Annotated in this window: 14 protein-coding genes and 1 pseudogene; 12 read left to right on the forward strand and 3 right to left on the reverse strand. The window is 73.5% G+C overall.

Annotated elements, in window-relative coordinates; all coding sequences use genetic code 11:
* Window positions 1–34 precede the first annotated feature (34 nt).
* The 3 genes from AB0J46_RS45965 (at window position 35) to AB0J46_RS45975 (ending at window position 4,173) form a co-directional block, all read left to right on the forward strand.
* On the forward strand, window positions 35–1,996 hold the full coding sequence (locus tag AB0J46_RS45965; RefSeq protein WP_364341891.1) for an ATP-binding domain-containing protein: 1,962 nt from the start codon (window positions 35–37) through the stop codon (window positions 1,994–1,996).
* 93 nt (window positions 1,997–2,089) lie between these two features.
* Window positions 2,090–2,401, forward strand: a complete 312-nt coding sequence (locus tag AB0J46_RS45970; RefSeq protein ID WP_364341893.1) for a hypothetical protein — start codon at window positions 2,090–2,092, stop codon at window positions 2,399–2,401.
* A 116-nt stretch (window positions 2,402–2,517) separates the two neighbouring features.
* Entirely contained in the window at window positions 2,518–4,173 is a 1,656-nt protein-coding gene (locus AB0J46_RS45975) for an acetolactate synthase large subunit (protein WP_364341895.1), read from the forward strand.
* A gap of 25 nt (window positions 4,174–4,198) precedes the next feature.
* On the opposite strand, the gene AB0J46_RS45980 is transcribed toward AB0J46_RS45975, so the two are convergent.
* Both AB0J46_RS45980 and AB0J46_RS45985 read right to left on the reverse strand, forming a co-directional pair.
* Window positions 4,199–4,795, reverse strand: a complete 597-nt coding sequence (locus AB0J46_RS45980; RefSeq protein WP_364341897.1) for a CoA pyrophosphatase — start codon at window positions 4,793–4,795, stop codon at window positions 4,199–4,201.
* 43 nt (window positions 4,796–4,838) lie between these two features.
* Window positions 4,839–6,017 (reverse strand): cysteine desulfurase-like protein, encoded by a 1,179-nt coding sequence (locus AB0J46_RS45985; RefSeq protein WP_364341899.1) that lies wholly within the window; start codon window positions 6,015–6,017, stop codon window positions 4,839–4,841.
* Between the two features lie 9 nt (window positions 6,018–6,026).
* On the opposite strand from AB0J46_RS45985, the gene AB0J46_RS45990 reads away from it, so the two are divergent.
* The 4 genes from AB0J46_RS45990 to AB0J46_RS46005 all read left to right on the forward strand — a co-directional run bounded on the left by AB0J46_RS45990 (window position 6,027) and on the right by AB0J46_RS46005 (window position 8,940).
* Window positions 6,027–7,082: a winged helix DNA-binding domain-containing protein gene (locus AB0J46_RS45990; protein ID WP_364341901.1), complete on the forward strand. Its 1,056-nt coding sequence runs from the start codon at window positions 6,027–6,029 to the stop codon at window positions 7,080–7,082.
* A gap of 22 nt (window positions 7,083–7,104) precedes the next feature.
* Window positions 7,105–7,704 (forward strand): 3'-5' exonuclease, encoded by a 600-nt coding sequence (locus AB0J46_RS45995; RefSeq protein ID WP_364341903.1) that lies wholly within the window; start codon window positions 7,105–7,107, stop codon window positions 7,702–7,704.
* Between the two features lie 211 nt (window positions 7,705–7,915).
* Window positions 7,916–8,296, forward strand: a complete 381-nt coding sequence (locus AB0J46_RS46000; protein WP_364341905.1) for a hypothetical protein — start codon at window positions 7,916–7,918, stop codon at window positions 8,294–8,296.
* A 77-nt stretch (window positions 8,297–8,373) separates the two neighbouring features.
* Entirely contained in the window at window positions 8,374–8,940 is a 567-nt protein-coding gene (locus AB0J46_RS46005; protein ID WP_364341907.1) for a DUF4291 domain-containing protein, read from the forward strand.
* Between the two features lie 422 nt (window positions 8,941–9,362).
* On the opposite strand, the gene AB0J46_RS46010 is transcribed toward AB0J46_RS46005, so the two are convergent.
* On the reverse strand, window positions 9,363–10,361 hold the full coding sequence (locus AB0J46_RS46010; protein WP_364341909.1) for a hypothetical protein: 999 nt from the start codon (window positions 10,359–10,361) through the stop codon (window positions 9,363–9,365).
* 585 nt (window positions 10,362–10,946) lie between these two features.
* Here AB0J46_RS46010 and AB0J46_RS46015 point away from each other — a divergent pair.
* The 5 genes and pseudogenes from AB0J46_RS46015 to AB0J46_RS46035 all read left to right on the forward strand — a co-directional run.
* Window positions 10,947–11,849: pseudogene (locus AB0J46_RS46015) on the forward strand (RNA polymerase sigma factor); the annotation flags it as partial.
* A gap of 281 nt (window positions 11,850–12,130) precedes the next feature.
* A complete protein-coding gene (locus AB0J46_RS46020; RefSeq protein ID WP_364341911.1) occupies window positions 12,131–12,889 on the forward strand; it encodes a class I SAM-dependent methyltransferase in 759 nt (252 codons plus the stop codon).
* A gap of 11 nt (window positions 12,890–12,900) precedes the next feature.
* Window positions 12,901–13,839, forward strand: a complete 939-nt coding sequence (gene add / locus AB0J46_RS46025; RefSeq protein ID WP_364341913.1) for an adenosine deaminase — start codon at window positions 12,901–12,903, stop codon at window positions 13,837–13,839.
* 157 nt (window positions 13,840–13,996) lie between these two features.
* Window positions 13,997–17,839: a Pls/PosA family non-ribosomal peptide synthetase gene (locus AB0J46_RS46030; protein WP_364341915.1), complete on the forward strand. Its 3,843-nt coding sequence runs from the start codon at window positions 13,997–13,999 to the stop codon at window positions 17,837–17,839.
* The gene (locus AB0J46_RS46035; protein ID WP_364341938.1) at window positions 17,836–19,131 is read left to right on the forward strand and encodes a M1 family metallopeptidase; all 1,296 of its coding nucleotides are present in this window, start codon (window positions 17,836–17,838) and stop codon (window positions 19,129–19,131) included. Before AB0J46_RS46030 ends, AB0J46_RS46035 begins: the two co-directional genes overlap by 4 nt.
* The last annotated feature ends 42 nt before the right edge of the window (window positions 19,132–19,173 follow it).

A 19,173-nucleotide genomic window follows, 5' to 3' on the forward strand; every position in this document is an offset into this window, starting at 1 on the left:
ATGTCTTAACCGAGTTAACGCTTTGGGGGTGGGCATGGGAACGCTCGACGACGAACGGCGTCACGTCGAACGGTGCAGGGCGGGGCTGCGCAGGATGCTGGAGGGCGCGCGGGAGAACGTGATCGTCGGCGAGACCGTCGCCGGCGACCGCTACAGCGCGGAGCGGCTCGGCCGCCATCTCAAGAGCCTGGCCAAGGAGCTGAGCGAGGAGCCCGACGGGCCGCCGTTCTTCGGCCGGCTCGACTTCGGCCAGGACTCGGCCGAGCACCGCGGGCGGGCGTACCACATCGGCCGGCGGCACATCGTCGGCGAGCACGGCGGGCCGCCGGTGGTGATCGACTGGCGCGCGCCCGTGGCGCGCGCCTTCTACCGCGCCGGCGCCCGCGACCCCCAGGGCGTCGAGGTGCGCCGCCGTTTCGGCTGGTCGGGCAGCACGCTGACCGGCTACGAGGACGAGCGTCTCGGCGCGGGGGAGGAGGGCGGCGGCGCGCTGCTGGCCGCCGAGATCGAACGTCCCCGCGTCGGCCCCATGCGCGACATCGTCGCCACCATCCAGCCCGAGCAGGACGACCTCGTCCGCGCCGACCTCGACACCACCATCTGCGTCCAGGGCGCCCCCGGCACCGGCAAGACCGCCGTCGGCCTGCACCGGGCCGCCTACCTGCTGTACGCCCACCGCCGCCGCCTCGAACGCTCCGGCGTCCTGGTGCTCGGCCCGAACCGGACCTTCCTCGGCTACATCTCGGCCGTGCTGCCCGCGCTCGGCGAGGTGGACGTCGAGCAGACCACCCTGGAAGGGCTGCTCGGCGCCTACCCCGTACGGGCCGTCGACTCCGCGGCGGCCGCGGCGGTCAAGCACGACGTCCGGATGGCCGAGGTGCTGCGCCGCGCGCTGTACGGTCGCATCCGCAGGCCCGCCGAGCCCGCCGTGGTGGCCGACGGCTCCTACCGCTGGCGCGTCGGCGAGGACGAGCTGCGCCGCATCGTGGAGGACACCAGGCGGGCCGCGCTCCCTTACGGGGTCGGCCGCGAACGCGTCAGGGCCAGGACGGTGGCGGCGATGCGGCGGCAGGCCGAGGCCCGCGGCCAGACCTGCGACGCCGCCTGGGAACGCCGGATCGGCCGGGCGCTCGCCCCGGCGCTCGACGCGACCTGGCCCGCGGTCCGTCCCGAGGACGTGCTGCACGAAGTCCTCAGCGCCCCGCCCGAGGGCCTGCTGACCGACGCCGAACGCGCCGCACTCGCCTGGCCCGGCCCGCCGCGCGGCGCCAAGAGCGCCAAGTGGACCGAGGCCGACCTGGTGCTGCTGGACGAGCTGGCCTGCCTGCTCGAACGTCCCCGGGGCTACGGCCACGTCATCGTGGACGAGGCCCAGGACCTGTCGCCCATGCAGTGCCGGGCCGTGGCCAGGCGCAGCGAGCACGGCTCGCTGACCGTGCTCGGCGACCTGGCCCAGGGCACCACGCCGTGGGCGGCCAGGTCGTGGCCGGAGCACCTGGACCTGCTCGGCAGCCCCGGCGGCCGGATCGTCGAGCTGACCACCGGCTTCCGCGTGCCCGGCGTGGTCGTGGAGCTGGCCAACACGCTGCTGGCCGCGCTCGACGCCGACGTGCCCCCCACCCGCTCCCACCGCTCCGACGGCAGGCTGCGCGTCATCGCGACGGCCGAGCTGGAGAAGGGGGTCGTGGCGGCCGTACGGGAGGCGGGCGGGTTCGAGGGGTCGATCGGGGTGATCGCGGCCGACGCGCACGTCGAGGCGATCACCTGCGCGCTCTGGAACGAGGGGCTGTACCTCGGCGAGCGGCTGAGCGTCATACCCGCCTCGATGTCCAAGGGCCTGGAGTACGACCACGTGGTCCTCGCCGAGCCGGCCGCCGTCGTCGCGGCCGAGCCGCGCGGACTCAACCGCCTGTACGTCGCCCTCACCCGCGCGGTCTCCCGGCTCGACGTCGTCCACGCCGAACCCCTTCCCCCTCAGTTTTCCCGCCCGTCATAACCCTTCTGAAATGGGCAGATGTCGGGACTCGGCGGCTCGACAGGCCTCCGGCTCTGGTGTGTGATGTGACTCACTTCACGAGGGAGCCGGAGAATGACCGCTTCGCAAGACCCGCCCCCGGGCGACGACGAGCACACGCGTGAAGGGCGCCGGCCGCAGCCGCCGCCCTACGCCCGGCCGCCGCAGCGGCAGGGCGCCCAGGTCCTGTCGATCATCGGGTTCGTCAGCGCCGCGGTGGCCATCCTGTTCATACCGATCCTGTTCGGCCTGGCCGGCATCGTGCTGGGCATCGTCGGCCACACCCGCGGCGAGTCCCTGGGCAGGTGGGCCGCCATCGCCGCCGCGGCCTGCATGGTCGTCGGCATGGTCCTCGGCGCGCTGGCCACGCGCGCGCTGGGCTCCTGACCCGCTGTGCCCGCGTGAGATCCGCCGTCGCGCGGGCACAGGGCCGCGTCCCGGAATGAAGCGCGCCTCCCGGGTGCTGTCAGGGACGCAGTCGCTCATGGAAGAAGGCGTTAACCATGTCCCCGCAGGCGGACGCGGCCCATCTGATCGTGCGAGCCCTGGAGGCGGAAGGCGTCGAGTACGTCTTCGGCATCCCCGGCGAGGAGAACATCCACTTCGTCGACGCGCTCAACGACTCCTCCATCCGTTACATCCTCGTCCGGCACGAGCAGGGCGCGGCGTTCATGGCCGAGATCTACGGCAGGCTCACCGGCAAGGCGGGGGTGGCCTCGGCCACGCTCGGCCCCGGCGCGATCAACCTGCAGCTCGGCGTGGCCGACGCCACCACCAACAGCACCCCCGTCGTGGCGATCACCGCCCAGGTCGGCCTCGACCGCATCTACAAGGAGTCGCACCAGGTGGTCGACCTGGTGTCGCTGTTCCGGCCGATCACCAAATGGGCCGACCTCGCCCCCACGGCCCTGGCCCTGCCCGAGATGATCCGCAAGGCGTTCAAGACCGCCCAGACCGAGCGGCCCGGCGCCGTCTACCTGGCCATCCCCGAAGACGTCGAGTCGGCTCCCGTGCCGGCCGACCTCGGGCCGCTGCCGGTCAACGTCGTACGCCCCCAGGACCCCTCCGCCGCCCAGATCGCCCGCGCGGCCGACGTGCTGGCCCGCGCGCGCCGGCCGATCGTGCTGGCCGGGCACGGCGCCGGCCGGGCCGGGGCCGCCGCCGCGCTGGTGCGCTTCTCCGAACGGCTCGGGCTGCCGGTGGCCACCACGTTCAACGGCAAGGGCGTCTTCCCCGACGACCATCCGCACGCGCTGGGCGCGGTCGGCTTCATGCGGCACGACTACGTCAACTTCGGCTTCGACGAGGCCGACGTGCTGATCAGCGTGGGCTACGAGCTGCAGGAGTTCGACCCCGTCAAGATCAACCCGAACCGCGACAAGGAGATCATCCACCTCCACCGGTTCCCCGCCGAGGTCGACGACCACTACCCGGTGGCCGTCGGCGTGCACGGCGACATCTCACGGTCGCTGGACGCGCTCGCCGACGCCGTCCCGCGCCGCTTCGAGCTCAACGGCACCGGCGAGAAGATCCGCCGCCTGATGCGCGAGGAGCTGGAGCAGGGGCGCTCGGAAGACGGCTTCCCGCTGTCGCCGCGGCGCGTGGTCGCCGACATCAGGGAGGCCATGGGCCGCCAGGACATCGTGCTGGCCGACACCGGCGCGGTGAAGATGTGGATGGCCCGCATGTACCCGACGTACGAGCCCAACACGATGCTGGTCTCCAACGGGCTGTCCTCGATGGGGTTCTCGGTGCCCGGGGCGCTGGCCGCCAAGCTGGCCTTCCCCGAGCGCAAGGTGCTGGCCGCCACCGGCGACGGGGCGTTCCTGATGAACTCCCAGGAGCTGGAGACGGCCGTCCGCGAGCGCGTCCCGATCACGGTCCTGGTGTGGGTCGACGACGCGTACGGGCTGATCGAGTGGAAGATGGACCTGGAGCTCGGCCGCCACTCCGGCATCCGCTTCGGCAACCCCGACTTCGTCGCCTACGCCGAGAGCTTCGGCGCCCGCGGCTACCGGATCACCAGCGCCGGGGAGCTGCTGCCCACGCTGCGCAAGGCGCTGGCCGACGAGACGGTGTCGGTGATCGCGGTGCCCGTCGACTACGCGGCCAACCTGGAGCTGACCGGCAAGCTCGGCGAACTCACCGGCCCCTTCTGACCGGCCCTCTCCAGGGGCCGGTGGGTCAGGTTCTCGTCCAGTGGGGCTGCGCGACGTCGAACACCCGCTGTTCGCGCCCGCGCAGCGCCACCTCGGCGAACTGCCACAGGATCGCCCCGGTCGGCGCGTGGATCACGATGTCCGGCCCGAGCGGCATCTGCAGCAGCTCGCCCTGCCAGCGCGGCACGCCGGGCGCGAGGAAGCGCTCCAGCGGCACCCCGTGCACCGAGGCCACCTCATGGGCGTCGCCCACCGGCTCCTGACGGCCCCCGAACGCCACCACCGGAGTGATCACGAACCCGGAGTCGGCGACGAAGTCGTCGAGCAGCCCGGCCACCGCCACGCCGGTCACCCCCACCTCCTCGGCCAGCTCGCGCAGCGCCGCCTCCACCGGCAGCTCGCCGTCGTCGAGCCGCCCGCCCGGCAGCGCCCACTGCCCCGCGTTGCGCCCCCGCGCCGCCCTGCGGATCAGCACCGTGTACGGGACGCGCTCGGCGTCCTCCAGCACGCACACCGTCACGGCCGCCCGGCGCACCCCTGGGACGGGCGGCACCTCCCGGCGGTCGAAGGCGGCGAGATGCGCGGTGACCTGCTCGCGCAGCACGTCGATCGGGGGCAGCATCCCCTCAGGATCTCACGCCCCGCCCGTACGGGCCGAGGGCCCGTCAGGAGAGGCCGGCCACTCCCTCCAGGAGGCGGTCGACGTCCGAGCGGTCGTTGTAGTGGACCAGGCCCGCGCGGACGGCGCCGCCCGAGTCGCGCACGCCGAGGGCGCCGGTCAGCTCCCAGGCGTAGTTGTGGCCGTTCCAGACGTTCACCCCCAACCCGGCCAGATGCTCGGCGACCTGGCGCGGGGTGTGCCCGGCGACGGTGAAGTAGGCGGTCGCGGTGCGCCTGGCGGGCTTGCCGAGCAGGGTGACGTGCGGCATCGTCTCCAGGCCGGAGATCAGGGCGGCGAACAGCTCCAGCTCGTGCTCCTCGGCGGCGGCCATCGAGGCGAGCAGGCGTTCGCGGCGGGTGCCGGTGCCGGGGACCATGGCGGCCAGGTGGTCGACGGCCGCGGTGACCCCGGCCAGGTCGGCGAACGCGGACGTGCCCGTCTCGAACCTCTCCGGCACGGTGTCGGGGGAGGGCCGTAACTTGGCCGGGCGGACCGTCTCCAGCAGCGCCGGGTCGGCGACGACGGCCCCCACGTGCGGCCCCGACCACTTGTAGGCGCTGGTGGCGTAGAAGTCGGCGCCCAGCGCCCGCATGTCCACCGGGCCGTGCGGGGTGGCGTGCACGCCGTCCACGTACAGCAGGGCGCCCGCGCGGTGGGCCAGCTCGGCGATGGCGGCCACGTCGGGACGGGTGCCGAGGATGTTGCTCGCCGCCGTCACCGCGACGACCTTGGTCCGCTCGCCGATCAGGTCGGCGTACTGGTCGACGGGGAGCTCGCCGGTCACCGCGTCCACCTCGGCCCAGCGGACGGCGGCGCCCGTCTGGGTCCAGGGACGCACGTTCGCGTCGTGGTCCAGCCTTGAGACCACCACCTCGTCGCCGGGCCCGGTCAGCGCCCTGGCCAGCCGGTACGTCAGCGTCGTCATGTTCGGGCCGAGGATCACGCCGTCGGGACGGCCGCCGACCAGGTCCGCGACGGCGGCCCGGCAGGCGGCGACGATCTCGTCCGCCCGGCGGCTGGCGGGGAACGCCCCGCCCACGTTGCCGAGCCCGGCCCGGTAGGCGGTGGAGATGGCGTCGATCACCGGCTGCGGCGTCTGGGTGCCGGCCGCGCCGTCAAGGTAGGCGAAACCATCGGAAAGCGCAGGATAGGAGGAACGTACGGACTCCAGGGGGAAAGGCATGATAAGTAGATGCTCACCCTCAGAGACCTCAACCGCGCCACCTTGGCCCGGCAGCACCTCCTCGCCCGGCACGAGGGCCGCCCGGCCGACGTCGTGCACCGGCTGGCCGGGCTGCAGGCGCAGGAGCCGCGGCCGCCCTACCTGGGGGTGTGGACGCGGCTGGCCGGCTTCCGGCGCGACGACCTGCACGAATCGCTGCACGCGGGCGGCCTGGTGCGGGCGACGATGATGCGGGCCACGCTGCACCTGGTGACGGCGGAGGACTACGCGTCCTTCCGGCCGGTGCTGCGTCCCATGCTGGCCGCCGCGGCGCGCCGGTTCGAGGGCGTCGACTTCGAGGCCGTCGCCGCGGTCGCCGACGGGCTGCTCGCCGACGGGCCGCTCACCTTCAACGAGCTGCGGCCCCTGCTGCTGAAGGAGTTCCCCGGCGCGGACGAGCGGGTGCTCGGTTACGCCGTGCGCATGATGACGCCGCTGGTCATGGTGCCGACGCAGGACCGGTGGAGCTTCCCGCGCGAGTCCGCCTTCGGGCTGCCCGGCGTCGAGCTGGACCCGGCGCCCAGCGTGGAACGCCTGGTCGAGCGGTACCTCGCCGCGTTCGGCCCGGCCACCCCCGCCGACGTCCAGACCTGGTCGGGACTGGGCGGGATGCGGCCCGTCATGAAGGGGATGGAGCTGGACAGGCTGGCCGACGAGACGGGACGCGAACTGTTCGACCTGCCCGGCGCGCCGCGGCCGGGCGGCGACGTGCCCGCGCCGGTGCGCTTCCTGCCCGACTTCGACAACCTCGTCCTGGGGCACGCCGACCGCACGCGGGTGCTGGCGGACGAGTTCAGGCCGCTGGTCGCGACCAAGAACCTGCGGATCAAGGCCACGTACCTGGTGGACGGGTTCGCGGCGGGGACCTGGCAGATCAAGCGGTCCGGCAAGAAGGCCAAGCTCCTCATCAGTCCCTTCGCCGCGCCGACGCCTCTGGACGTCCTGGAGGAGGAAGGGCTCGCGCTCCTCGCCTTCGCCGAACCGGACGCGACCACCTACACCCTCGAACACACCCCACCCAACTGACCACCCCGCCCGAAGAACGAGCGTGGCGCATCCCTACCCTCGGCCCATGCGTCACGAATCCGCCCTGTTGAACGTCATCGATGTGGAAGCCACCTGCTGGGACGGACAGCCGCCGCCCGGCTCCGTCAACGAGATCATCGAGATCGGCCTCACCGTCGTGGACGTGTCGGCGCGGCGCCGGGTGTCCCGCCACCGCATCCTGGTCCGCCCTGTCCGATCGGCGGTGAGTGACTTCTGCACGGAACTGACCGGCCTGACGCAGGCCGAGGTGGAACAGGGGGTCACCTTCGCCGAGGCATGCCGGATCCTCGCCGGGGAGTACGACGCCGGGGAGCGTCCCTGGGCGAGCTGGGGCGAGTACGACCGCCGTCAGTTCGCTCGACAGAGTAAGGCCGACGGAGTGGCCTACCCGTTCGGCCACCCGACGGAACGCACGCACACCAACGCCAAGGCCGTGTTCGCGGCGGCGTACGGACTACGCAGGAAACCCGGCATGGATCACGCTCTGCAGATCGCCGGACTGCCGCTGGAGGGACGCCATCACCGCGGCGAGGACGACGCATGGAACATCGCGGCACTCGTCCTCGACCTGTTGCGCCGCGGGGCATGGCCGGGCCTCTAGCTCCTGGTGCGACCGACCGCGTTGCGGCGTTGTGTCGGTGTGGCCCGCCGTTGCCCAAGGAGTACATCCAGTGGGACCCCGGCTTCGGTTCGCCGCGATCAGCCGGCCAATGGGGTTCGTCGCGCTCCGGGATCGTGCGGCCGATGCCGCGTCTGCGGGCAGGCGCGTCGGTGATCATGTTGGGGCCGGAGTCTGTCGGGAGGGGTGCAGGGTGGCTGGGGCGGTTCCGAGGCCGGCGGCGACGCCGGACGATGTCCTGCGGGCGCGGGCCGAGACGGCGATGAGCCTTCCAGCTCCGCTGGTGGCACTCTGGAGCGTGCGGGACGGCCTGTACACGGAGTCCGGTGTCGCGGTGTACTCGGCGGGGGACATCGGTGAACGCAACGCCACTTACGAGGTCGCGCGGTATGCGCCAGGGTTCCTTCTCGTCGGCGATGACAGCGGTGGCCGCGGATTCCTCCTGCGCGCCGATGACCCGGACTCCGCCGTGTTCTCCTCCGGTCTGGGCGATCTGGAGCCTGCGGGCTTCGACGTCGTGGCGGCGGACTTCGCGTCCTGGATCGAATCGCTTGGTCCTGGCCCCTCCTGCTGACAGCGGCCGGCGAGTCGCTTCGACCGGAGGCGAAAAGGCTTCGCGATGTGAGTGCACCGGATGGCAGGGTGCGGCACATGGCACGCCAGTACCAGATTCGCGCGGACTACGACGCTGACACGATTGTGGTCTACCAGGCATATGCACCTGCGATTGCCGACGCGGCGCTGCGCGCGGGCCGCTTCGTCGCGCCGTTCTCGTTCCAGAGGATGACCTGGATCAAGCCCTCGTTCCTGTGGCTCATGCATCGCAGCAACTGGGCCCGCAAAGCCGGTCAGGAACGCGTTCTCGCAGTGCGGATGACCCGGCAGGGCTGGGAGGAAGCTCTGTCCCAGGCCGTGCTCACGACAGCGGATCCGGCGGCTGTGGCCCGGGCAGCCGTACATGTCCAGTGGGACCCGGAACGTTCGTTGCGCGGAGCGGCGCTGAACCACTACAGCATCCAGGTCGGCATCGGCCGCAACCTGATCCGCACCTTCACCGACGACTGGATCGTCAGCCTCACCGACCTCACCCCGCAGGTCCGCAAGGCCACGGTTCTGACGCAGACCGGGCACGCCGCCAAGGCCCGACGGCTGTTCCCCGCCGAGCGGGTGTATCCCCTGCCACGGACGCTGGAACGCCTCCTTGCCCCAGGCAGATGACGGCCGACCGGATGGAAGACGCCCTCGGCAGACGTGTGGTTCTGACCGCGGTCCACGCTGGACGACTGCGCAAGGCGGTTGGACCGGCGCATCGGCCGCGAGCCGAACCCCGACGGCACGCCCAGGGGTCAGCTGCCGCCCTTCTTGCGCGAGTAGACCTGCTTGGCGGCCTGGGCCGGGACGGCTACGGCCAGCACCGCGAAAGCGGCGACACCGGCGAGAACACGCTTCACGCAACGACTTCCTCATGAGGGATGGGGCCACGCGAGCCTGGCACACCTTGATCACGTCCAAGCGACCTAGGAGGCACAGGGGCGTCTCCTTCATGGCCTTTGTGCCTCCCTTTGAGCGTTGCTCGTCCCTGACCCGTCCTGGCGCGCCGACGTGCCGGGGCAGGACGAGGTCCGGCGCGCACGGCCGGGCTAGCGCCAGGCGAGGCCGAGGTCCCGCCGCACGCGGGCGTAGTGGCGGCCCGGCAGCAGGCTGCCGACCGCCCACGGCTGGTTCTCCGGCATGCGCCTGCCCAAGCCCTCCAGCAGGCGCTGCGCGCCGGTGAGGTGGCCGCCGTGGTAGAGCGCCGCGCCGAAAAGGTGCGCGGCGTCCAGCGCCCGCGGATGCGGCCGGGCGCCCTCGCGCCACTTGTCGGCCGCCGCCACCAGCGGGCCGGCCACCTCAGGGTCGCCGAAGTAGCCTTCGAGGATCTCCCGCGCCGTACGCTCCGACTCGCCGATCCGGCCCCACGCGACTTCGAAGTGGGCCAGCGCCAGCGCGGCCGTCACCGGGTCGCCTGGCGGCGCCGCGTCCGCCGCGTGGCGGGCGAAGGCCAGCACCTCGCCGTCGGAGCCGTGCCACTTGCCGCACAGCACCTGGACGCGGGTGTAGTGGCCCAGATACAGGTGCGGCGCGCGGGCGGTCAGCTCCGCCCAGAGGCGGTCGAGCTCCTGCCGGCCGGCCTGCGCGCCGAGCGCGTGCCACTGCAGCCGCTCCCACGGGACGGGATCGTCCGGACGGGCCTCGGCGGCCTGCCGCAGCGGGACGGCGGCGTCCGCCAGCACCTCGTGGAAGCGGGCGAAGCGCTGCTCGCCCACGTACGCGGCGTAGGAGCCGCCGCGGATCGCCCATGCCTGCCTGATCCGGGCGGCGCCGAGCCAGAGCAACGCGTCGGGGTCGTCGCCGGCCAGCCGGAGCAGCGCCTCGGTGTGGGCACGGGCGGCGATCCCCAGTTGCTCGACGCGCAGCGCACGCACCTCGTGGTCGTCGCGCGCCTGGCGGACCAGCTCCAGGCCGGGCTCCAGCCGTCCGGCCCGAACCTGGCGCAGCGCCTGCTCCAGCGCGGGATCGTCCCACGACCGGCCCGGACGCATGCGCGAGGTCTTGTCGAGCAGCTCGGCCGTGGCCGTGATCACCCGTATCAAGGACATCCGTGATCAATACCGCACGTGATCACGGTGTCGCAACGGCGTCAGCGGCTGGATGGTGTCGATCTTGCTGTTGTTGCGGAAGGATCGGACGTCCTTTTGCGGGCTGCCGGCCGCGCAGATGTACGCCCTGTAAGAGCAGGCCGGCCCGGCAAGCGCTTTCATGCCGTCAAGCCAGAGAGATGCCCGTCGCCATGAAGCAGGGCCAAGGCGGGGCGAGGGGGCGGGCGTCTTCTGGAGTGCCGTCGGCCGGCGGGGGCGGTGGCGAGGTGACGGGGTCGGGGGGCTGGTCAGGCAGTGGATGGCGCCGGCGGGGCAGCGATGATCGGGTGTTCGTCGAAGCCACGTTCGAGGAAGTGTTGGGTAGCCTGGTCAGAGACGGCCCTGCCAGGCCCCGCTTCTTCCGTTCCCTCATGCCCTGAAGGTTCCGACGCCTATCGGCCCGCTACGTTTCCCCGCCGGCCCTGCCCGCAGGCCGGCTCAGTCACTGAGCGTCCACCCAACGCGAGCGAGGAGAGAATTTTGTCCCAAGCAGCAGAGGTTCTCGAACTGGACGACACCATCGCCGACGGTGGCACGGCCGTCGGCGCCGACTCGGTCAAGACCTATCTGAAGGAGATCGGGCGCGTCCCGCTGCTCACCGCCGAGCAGGAGATCGAGCTGGCCAAGCGCATCGAGGCCGGCCTGTTCGCCAGGGAACGGCTCGACAGCGAGCCGGGCCTGCCCTCCGAGCTGCGTGCCGACCTGGAGTGGATCGCCGACGACGGCCTTCGTGCCAAGCGCCGCATGCTGGAGGCCAACCTCCGGCTCGTCGTCTCCATCGCCAAGCGTTACACCGGCCGCGGCATGCTCTTCCTCGACCTGATCCAGGAGGGCAACCTCGGCCTGATCCGGACGATCGAGAAGTTCGACTACCGGCTCGGCTACAAGTTCTCCACCTACGCCACCTGGTGGATCAAGCAGGCCATCACCCGCGCCATGGCCGACCAGGCCCGGACGATCCGCATCCCCGTGCACATGGTCGAGCTGATCAACAAGGTGGCCCGCGTGCAGCGCCGCCTGCAGTCCGACCTGGGCCGCGAGCCCACCCCCGAGGAGATCGCCGCCGAGACCGATCTCGACGTCGAGCGGGTGTCGGAGGTGCAGGGCTACGGCCGGGAGCCGATCTCGCTGAGCACGCCGCTGGGCGAGGAGGGCGACAGCGAGTTCGGCGACCTGATCGAGGACACCGAGGCCGTCTCCCCGGCCGACGCGGTCTCGTTCACGCTGCTGCAGCAGCAGTTGCACAGCCTGCTCGACCAGCTCTCCGAGCGCGAGGCGGGCGTGATCACGATGCGTTACGGCCTGGCCGACGGCAAGCCGCGCACCCTCGACGAGATCGGCCGCGTCTACGGCGTCACCCGTGAGCGCATCCGGCAGATCGAGGCCAAGACCATGTCCAAGCTGCGTCACCCCTCCCGGGCCATGGCGCTGCGCGACTACCTGAGCTGACCGCCCGGGAACGGCATCACGCGACACGCCGAGCAGGGCTCGCCGTGTGGACGTGGAGCGTCACCGCCTTGTCGACCGAACCAGCCGCCGCGACGCCGGCGCGACCAGCGACAGGCACGACCTCCGTCCACCCCGGCGACGGCCACCCGAGCACCTGCGTGCCGCGCGCCCGTCGCCCACGGGGAAGAGCGGTCCAGGGGTGGGAAAGGGCGGGTAAAAGGGCGCTCTGGAGTGTGTGGAGCCCGGAGCGGGCCGGGTGGGCCGGACCTACTCTGCCCAACGTGAAACGCTCCCGTACGAGCCTCGTCCACCAGGCCGCCTACGCGTTCCGGCACCCCCACAGGATCGCCCCCCACCTGCGCCGGCTGGCCCGCGACACCTGGTTCCGGCTCCGCACCCACGACCACGTCACCTACTACCGCGCCGTCATGAGGTCCGACACGGCCCGCGACCCCGAGGGCGCCGTGGGGTCGCACCGGCACCGGCGCTGGCTCGCCCTGGGACGCATGCAGTTCGACTACCTGGTGGAGCACGGGCTCAAGCCCGACTGCCGGATGCTGGAGATCGGCTGCGGGAACCTGCGCGCCGGCCGCCTGTTCATCGGCTACCTGTTCACCGGCAACTACTACGGCATCGACATCTCGCCCGACATCCTGCTGGCCGCCCAGGACACGGTCGAGAAGCACGCCCTGCAGGACAAGCTGCCCTACCTGGCGCCCGTGCGCGACCTGCGGCTGGCGTTCCTGCCGGACGAGTACTTCGACGTCGTCCACGCCCACAGCGTCTTCTCGCACTCGCCGATCGAGGTCATCGAGGAGTGCTTCGCCAACGTGGGCCGGGTCATGAAGCCGGACGGCTGGTTCGACTTCACCTTCGACCGGACCGAGGGCGAGGAGCACCACGTCCTGCGTGAGGACTTCTACTACCGCACCGAGACGCTGGTCGAACTGGCCCGCCGGCACGGGCTGAAAGCGACGTTCATGGACGACTGGGAGCAGGGCCCACATAAGCAGTCGAAAATCCGCATCACCCGGCGATAACCTCCCGGAGAGTGAGAGACCTCCGCCTGCTGCCCAAGGCCCACCTGCACGTCCACCTGGAGAGCACCGTACGGCCCGCGACCGTGCGCGAACTGGGCGGCCCGCCCGAGCCCGAGGGCCCGTTCGCCAGCTTCCGCGAGTTCGCCGACCAGCGGGCCAAGGTGCGCGGCCTGCTGCGCACCGCCGAGCACTTCCGGCGCGTCGCCCTGGAGTTCTGCGAGGACGAGGCCGCCCAGGGCACCCGCTACGTCGAGGTCACCTTCACCGCCGCCGCCCACGGGGAACGGCTGGGCGCCCCGGAGATGCCGCTGGAGGCGGTGCTCGACGGCCTGGCCGAGGGCAGGCGGTACGGCGTCGAGGCCCGGGTGCTGCTCGACCATTCCAGGCGGCGGCCCCTGGAGCGGCTGTGGCGGACGTACGAGCTGGCCACCCGCTACGACGAGGTGATCGGCCTCGGGCTCGCGGGCGACGAGGCCCATCCGCTGGCCCCCTTCGCCGAGGTGTTCGCCGCGGCCGGGGACGCGGGCCTGCACCTGGTGCACCACGCGGGCGAGGCGGCCGGGCCGGCGAGCATCCGCGAGGCGCTGGACCTCGGCCGCACCGAGCGGCTCGGCCACGGCATCCGGGTGCTGGACGACCCGGTGCTGGTGGCCGAGGTGCGCGAGCGCGGCGTCCCGCTGGAGGTCTGCCCCACGTCGAACGTCCTGCTCGGGCTGGTGCCGTCGCTGGCCGAGCACCCGCTGCCGCGCCTGCGCGAGGCGGGGCTCGCGGTCACGGTCAACACCGACGGCGAGACGGTGCTGGCCGACGAGTACCTGCGGCTGCGCGAGGTCTTCGGGTACGGCGACGACGTCCTGGCCGAGCTGGCCCGCGCCTCGATCAGGGCCTCCTTCGCCCCGGACGCCCTCAAGGCGGACCTGCTGGCCGCCGTCGACGCCTGGCTCCGCTGACCCGACCGGCCCCCGCCGGGCACGGCGATCTCGGTCACATCGTGGAATAGTTGGCGAATCGGCGACCGTTGCGAACGGAGGTGGCGCGAACGCCACGACAGTGGCAGCCCGCGGCCTTGACGGGCCGGGGCCGACCGCCCGACCGAAGGAGCAGCGTTTGCGCACCGACTCGGCAGACTTAGGACTCAGGACCGCGTCGGCGGTCTACCCGGCGGGCATGCTGGCCGCGCCGCCCCGCACGCTGATCGACATCCTCGACGAGACCACCCGCCGCCACCCCGACGCGCCCGCGCTGGACGACGGCGCCGTGTGCCTGGACTACCGGTCGCTGCGCGCCGAGGTCGACCGGGTCGCCGCCGAGCTGGCCGCGGCCGGCGTCGGGCGCGGTTCCCGGGTGGGCGTGCGCATCGCCTCCGGCACCGCCGAGCTGTACGTCTCCATCCTCGCCGTGCTCGCGGCCGGCGCCGCGTACGTCCCCGTGGACGCCGACGACCCGGACGAACGCGCCGAACTCGTCTTCGCCGAGGCCGCCGTGGACGCCGTGCTCGACGGCGGCCCGGCCATGCGGGCCCGCCAGGCGGCCACGCCCGAGCGGCCCACCCCGGACGACGACGCCTGGATCATCTTCACCTCCGGCTCCACCGGCAGGCCCAAGGGCGTGGCGGTGACGCACCGGTCGGCCGCCGCGTTCGCCGACGCCGAGGCCGGGCTCTTCCTGCAGGACCGGCCGCTCGGCCCGGGTGACCGGGTGCTGGCCGGGCTGTCGGTGGCCTTCGACGCCTCCTGCGAGGAGATGTGGCTGGCCTGGCGGCACGGCGCCTGCCTGGTGCCCGCGCCCAGAGCCCTCGTGCGCACCGGCATGGACCTGGCCCCCTGGCTGGCCGGGCAGGGCGTCACCGCCGTCTCCACCGTGCCGACGCTGGCCGCGCTCTGGCCCGCCGCGCACCTCGACGGCATCCGGCTGCTCATCTTCGGCGGCGAGGCCTGCCCGCCCGAGCTCGCCGAACGGCTGGCCGTGCCCGGCCGCGAGGTGTGGAACACCTACGGGCCCACCGAGGCGACCGTGGTGGCCTCGGCCGCCCGCCTGACGGAGGAGGGGCCCGTACGCATCGGCCTGCCCCTGGACGGCTGGGACCTGGCGGTCGTGGACGGCGCGGGCGAGCCGGTCGCCATGGGCGAGACCGGCGAGCTGATCATCGGCGGCGTGGGCCTAGCCCGCTACCTCGACCCGGCCAAGGACGCCGAGAAGTACGCGCCGCTGCCGTCCCTGGGCTGGGAGCGCGCCTACCGCAGCGGCGACCTCGTCCGCGCCGAGCCGGAGGGCCTCGTCTTCGCCGGCCGCGCCGACGACCAGGTGAAACTGGGCGGACGCCGGATCGAGCTCGGCGAGGTGGACGCCGCACTGAACGCGCTGCCCGGCGTCACCGGCGCGGCCGCGGCCGTCCGCACCGCGGGCGGCGGCCACCAGGTGCTCGTCGGCTACGTCGTCACCGGGCCCCGCTTCGACGCCGGACGGGCCCGCGAGCTGCTGGCCGGCTCGCTGCCCGCCGCGCTCGTGCCCCGCCTGGCCCCCGTGGACGCCCTGCCCACCAGGACCTCCGGCAAGATCGACCGGGACGCGCTCCCGTGGCCGCTGGACGGCCCGGCCGCCGCGGACCCCGGCCTGACCCCGGCCGAGGCGCTGCTGGCCGAGCAGTGGACCGAGATCCTCGGCGTGCGCCCGGAAGGGCCCGGGTCGGACTTCTTCGCCGACGGCGGCACCAGCCTGGCCGCCGCCCGCCTGGTCTCCGTGCTCCGGGCCACCCACCCCGACGTGGCCGTCGGCGACGTCTACGCCCACCCGACCCTCGCCGGGCTGGCCGAGCTGCTGGCCGCCAGGGGCGGGACGCAGGCCCCCGCGCACGCCGCGGCCGCCCCCATGCCGGCACGCGCCGCGCTGGCGCAGACCGCGCTGATGATCCCGCTGCTCACCGTGGGCGCGCTGCGCTGGGTCGTGCCGCTGGCAGCGCTCGGCAACGTGCTCGCCCCGCCGTGGGCGCCGCAGTTGTCGTGGTGGTGGGTGACGCTCGGCGCGCTGGCGTTCGTCACCCCCATGGGACGCATGGGCCTGTCGGCGGCGGTCGCCCGGCTGCTGCTGCGCGGCGTGCGCCGCGGCGCCCACCCGCGCGGCGGCGGGGTGCACCTGCGGTTGTGGTTCGCCGAGCGGTTCGCCGAACGGCTCGGCGTGCCCGACCTGGCCGGCGCGCCGTGGATGGCCTGGTACGCCCGGCTGCTCGGCGCCACCGTCGGCCCGGACGCCGACCTGCACTCGCCCCCGCCGATCACCGGCCTGCTCAAGCTGGGCAGGGGCGCCTCCGTCGAGCAGGAGGTCGACCTCGCCGGCCACTGGTACGACGGCGACCTGCTGCACGTCGGCGAGATCCGCATCGGCGCGGGCGCCACCGTCGGCTCCCGCTCGACCCTGCTGCCCGGCGCGCGCGTCGGCAAGAACGCGCAGGTCGCCCCCGGTTCCGCGGTGGCCGGGACGGTCCCGTCGGGCGAGCGCTGGGCCGGCGTCCCGGCCTTCCGCCAGGGCAAGCCGCGCCGTTCCCGGCCGGCGGAGCGCGCCGCCCGCTCCCGCCCGTGGGTCGCGCTGTACGGGGTGAGCGCGATCATGCTCAGCCTGCTCCCGGTGGCCGCGGCCGGTGTCGCACTCGCCGTCCTGGCCGCCTTCGCCGGGGACGAGGCCACGCTCGGCGGCGCGCTGGCCGCCGCCCTGCCCGCCGTGCCGTTGGCCACGGTCGCCGGCATGGCCGCCTTCGCCCTGGTCACGCTGGCCGGCGTGCGGCTGCTCGGTCTGGGGCTGCACCCCGGTCACCATCCGGTGCACAGCCGTCCGGCCTGGCAGGCGTGGGTGACCGGCCGGCTGATGGCCTCGGCCCGGGTGTGGCTGTTCCCGCTGTACGCCAGCGTCCTGACGCCCGCCTGGCTGCGGGCGCTCGGCATGAAGGTGGGCCGCGGCGCCGAGCTGTCCACGGTGCTCGCGCTGCCCACGATGACCTCCGTCGGCGACGGCGCCTTCCTGGCCGACGACACCATGGTGGCCCCGTACGAGCTGGACGGCGGCTGGATGCGCCTGGCCTCGGCGCGGATCGGCAAGCGCGCCTTCCTCGGCAACTCCGGGATGACCGCCCCCGGCCGCAAGGTGCCCAAGGACGGCCTGGTCGGCGTGCTGTCGGCGACGCCCAAGAAGGCCAAGTCGGGCTCCTCGTACGTGGGCATGCCGCCCATGGAGCTGCGCCGCACGGCCGAGGAGGCCGACCGCAGCAGGACCTACGACCCGCCCGCGCGGTACCGGGCGGCGCGGGCGCTGGTCGAGGTGTGCCGGGTGGTGCCCGCGATGGGCGTGGTCGCGCTGGCCGTGCTGGCGGTGGCCGCGTTCGAGTGGCTGGCCGCCGGTCACGGCTTCGCCGTGGCCGCCGCGCTGGGCGGGCTGGTCGTGCTGGCCGCCGGGGTGCTCGCCGCGGCGGTCGCCACGGCCGCCAAATGGGCGCTGGTCGGCCAGATCAAGGCCGGGAACAGGCCGCTGTGGAGCTCGTTCGTGTGGCGCAACGAGCTGGCGGACAACTTCGTCGAGGTGCTGGCCGCGCCCTGGTTCGCCCAGCCGTGGCTGGGCACCGCCCCGCTGAACGTGTGGCTGCGCTCCCTCGGGGCACGCATCGGACGTGGGGTCACCTGCGAGACGTACTGGCTGCCGGAGGCGGATCTGGTGACGCTCGGCGACGGCGCGTGCGTCAACCGGGGATGCGTGCTGCAGACCCACCTGTTCCACGACCGGGTCATGAGCATCGACACGGTGACGCTGGAGGCCGGCGCGACGCTCGGCCCGCACGGCGTCGTCCTGCCCGCCGCGCGGGTGGGCGCGGGCACGACGGTCGGGCCGGCGTCCCTGGTCATGCGCGGCGAGGCGCTGCCCGGCGGCAGCCGGTGGTTCGGCAACCCCGTCTCGGCGTGGCGATGACGGCGTACTTCCCGGGGCACGGCGACCACCGGTACGCGGTCGAGCACTACGACCTGGCGCTGCACTACCGGCTCGCGGCCAACCGGCTCGACGGCACCGCCCGCCTGACGGTCCGCGCCGCCGAGCCGCTCGCCGATCTCGGCCTCGACCTCGGCCACTTCCGCGTCCAGGGCGTCACGGTGGCCGGCCGGGCCGTCCGCCACACGCACGGCCAGGGCAAGCTGCGCCTCACCCTGCCCGGCCCGCTGGCCGCCGGGGAGCGGGCCGTCGTCGAGGTGCGGTACGCGGGCACGCCCGTCCCGGTGCGCAGCCCGTGGGGCGGGCTCGGCTGGGAGGAGCTGACCGACGGCGCGCTGGTGGCCGGTCAGCCGATCGGCGCGCCCTCCTGGTTCCCGTGCAACGACCGGCCGGACGACAAGGCCCCCTACCGGATCTCGGTGACGACGGCGCCGGCGTACCAGGTGATCGCCAACGGCGTGCTCACCGCCAGGCGGCGGGCGTCCGGGACCACGACGTGGGTCTACGAGCAGGCCGAGCCGATGGCGACGTACCTGGCCAGCGTGCAGATCGGGCGCTACCAGCTCTCGGCGGCGGGCGGCACGCGCCTGGCCCACCCCGCGCGGCTGGCCGCCCGCGCCCGGCACGACTTCGGCCGCCAGGGCGAGATGATGGCGCTGTTCGGCGAGCTGTTCGGGCCCTACCCGTTCAGCGGCTACACCGTCGTCGTGGCCGACGACGACCTCGACATCCCGGTCGAGGCGCAGGGCATGTCGATCTTCGGCAGGAACCATGTGGACGGCGCGCGCGGCTGCGAGCGGCTGGTCGCGCACGAGCTGGCCCACCAGTGGTTCGGCAACAGCCTCACCGTGGCGGGGTGGGCCGACATCTGGCTGCAGGAGGGGTTCGCCACGTACGCGGAGTGGTTGTGGTCGGAGCGCTCGGGCGGCCCGCCCGCGGACGAGCACGCGCTGCGCTGGCACCGCAGGCTCGCCGCCCTGCCGCAGGACTTCGTGCTGGCCGACCCCGGCCCGGCCGCGCTGTTCGACGACCGCGTCTACAAGCGCGGCGCGCTGACCCTGCACGCCCTCCGCCGGGCGGCCGGCGACCAGGCGTTCTTCACGCTCCTGCGCTCCTGGGCCGACAGCCGCCGGTACGGCAGCGTCACCACGCGGGAGTTCGCCGCGCACGCCGAGCGGCACGTCCCGGCCGGCGCGCTGCTGACCGCGTGGCTGCACGACCGTCCACTGCCGCCGATGGCGGGCGGCGCCCTGACCCGCGACCGCGGCGCCTGACCCGCACACCGCGCCGACCTGGTCGGACGGTCGCCGGGGTGG

The sequence above is a fragment of the Nonomuraea sp. NPDC049758 genome, from assembly GCF_040674635.1.
Lineage (GTDB): Bacteria > Actinomycetota > Actinomycetes > Streptosporangiales > Streptosporangiaceae > Nonomuraea.

What these genes read in the sequence shown, in the direction of transcription:
- AB0J46_RS45965 (WP_364341891.1), top strand. Translation starts at nt 35, where the DNA reads ATGGGAACGCTCGACGACGAACGGCGTCACGTCGAACGGTGCAGGGCG.
- AB0J46_RS45970 (WP_364341893.1), top strand. Translation starts at nt 2,090, where the DNA reads ATGACCGCTTCGCAAGACCCGCCCCCGGGCGACGACGAGCACACGCGT.
- AB0J46_RS45975 (WP_364341895.1), top strand. Translation starts at nt 2,518, where the DNA reads ATGTCCCCGCAGGCGGACGCGGCCCATCTGATCGTGCGAGCCCTGGAG.
- AB0J46_RS45980 (WP_364341897.1), bottom strand. Translation starts at nt 4,795, where the DNA reads ATGCTGCCCCCGATCGACGTGCTGCGCGAGCAGGTCACCGCGCATCTC.
- AB0J46_RS45985 (WP_364341899.1), bottom strand. Translation starts at nt 6,017, where the DNA reads ATGCCTTTCCCCCTGGAGTCCGTACGTTCCTCCTATCCTGCGCTTTCC.
- AB0J46_RS45990 (WP_364341901.1), top strand. Translation starts at nt 6,027, where the DNA reads ATGCTCACCCTCAGAGACCTCAACCGCGCCACCTTGGCCCGGCAGCAC.
- AB0J46_RS46005 (WP_364341907.1), top strand. Translation starts at nt 8,374, where the DNA reads ATGGCACGCCAGTACCAGATTCGCGCGGACTACGACGCTGACACGATT.
- AB0J46_RS46010 (WP_364341909.1), bottom strand. Translation starts at nt 10,361, where the DNA reads ATGTCCTTGATACGGGTGATCACGGCCACGGCCGAGCTGCTCGACAAG.
- AB0J46_RS46035 (WP_364341938.1), top strand. Translation starts at nt 17,836, where the DNA reads ATGACGGCGTACTTCCCGGGGCACGGCGACCACCGGTACGCGGTCGAG.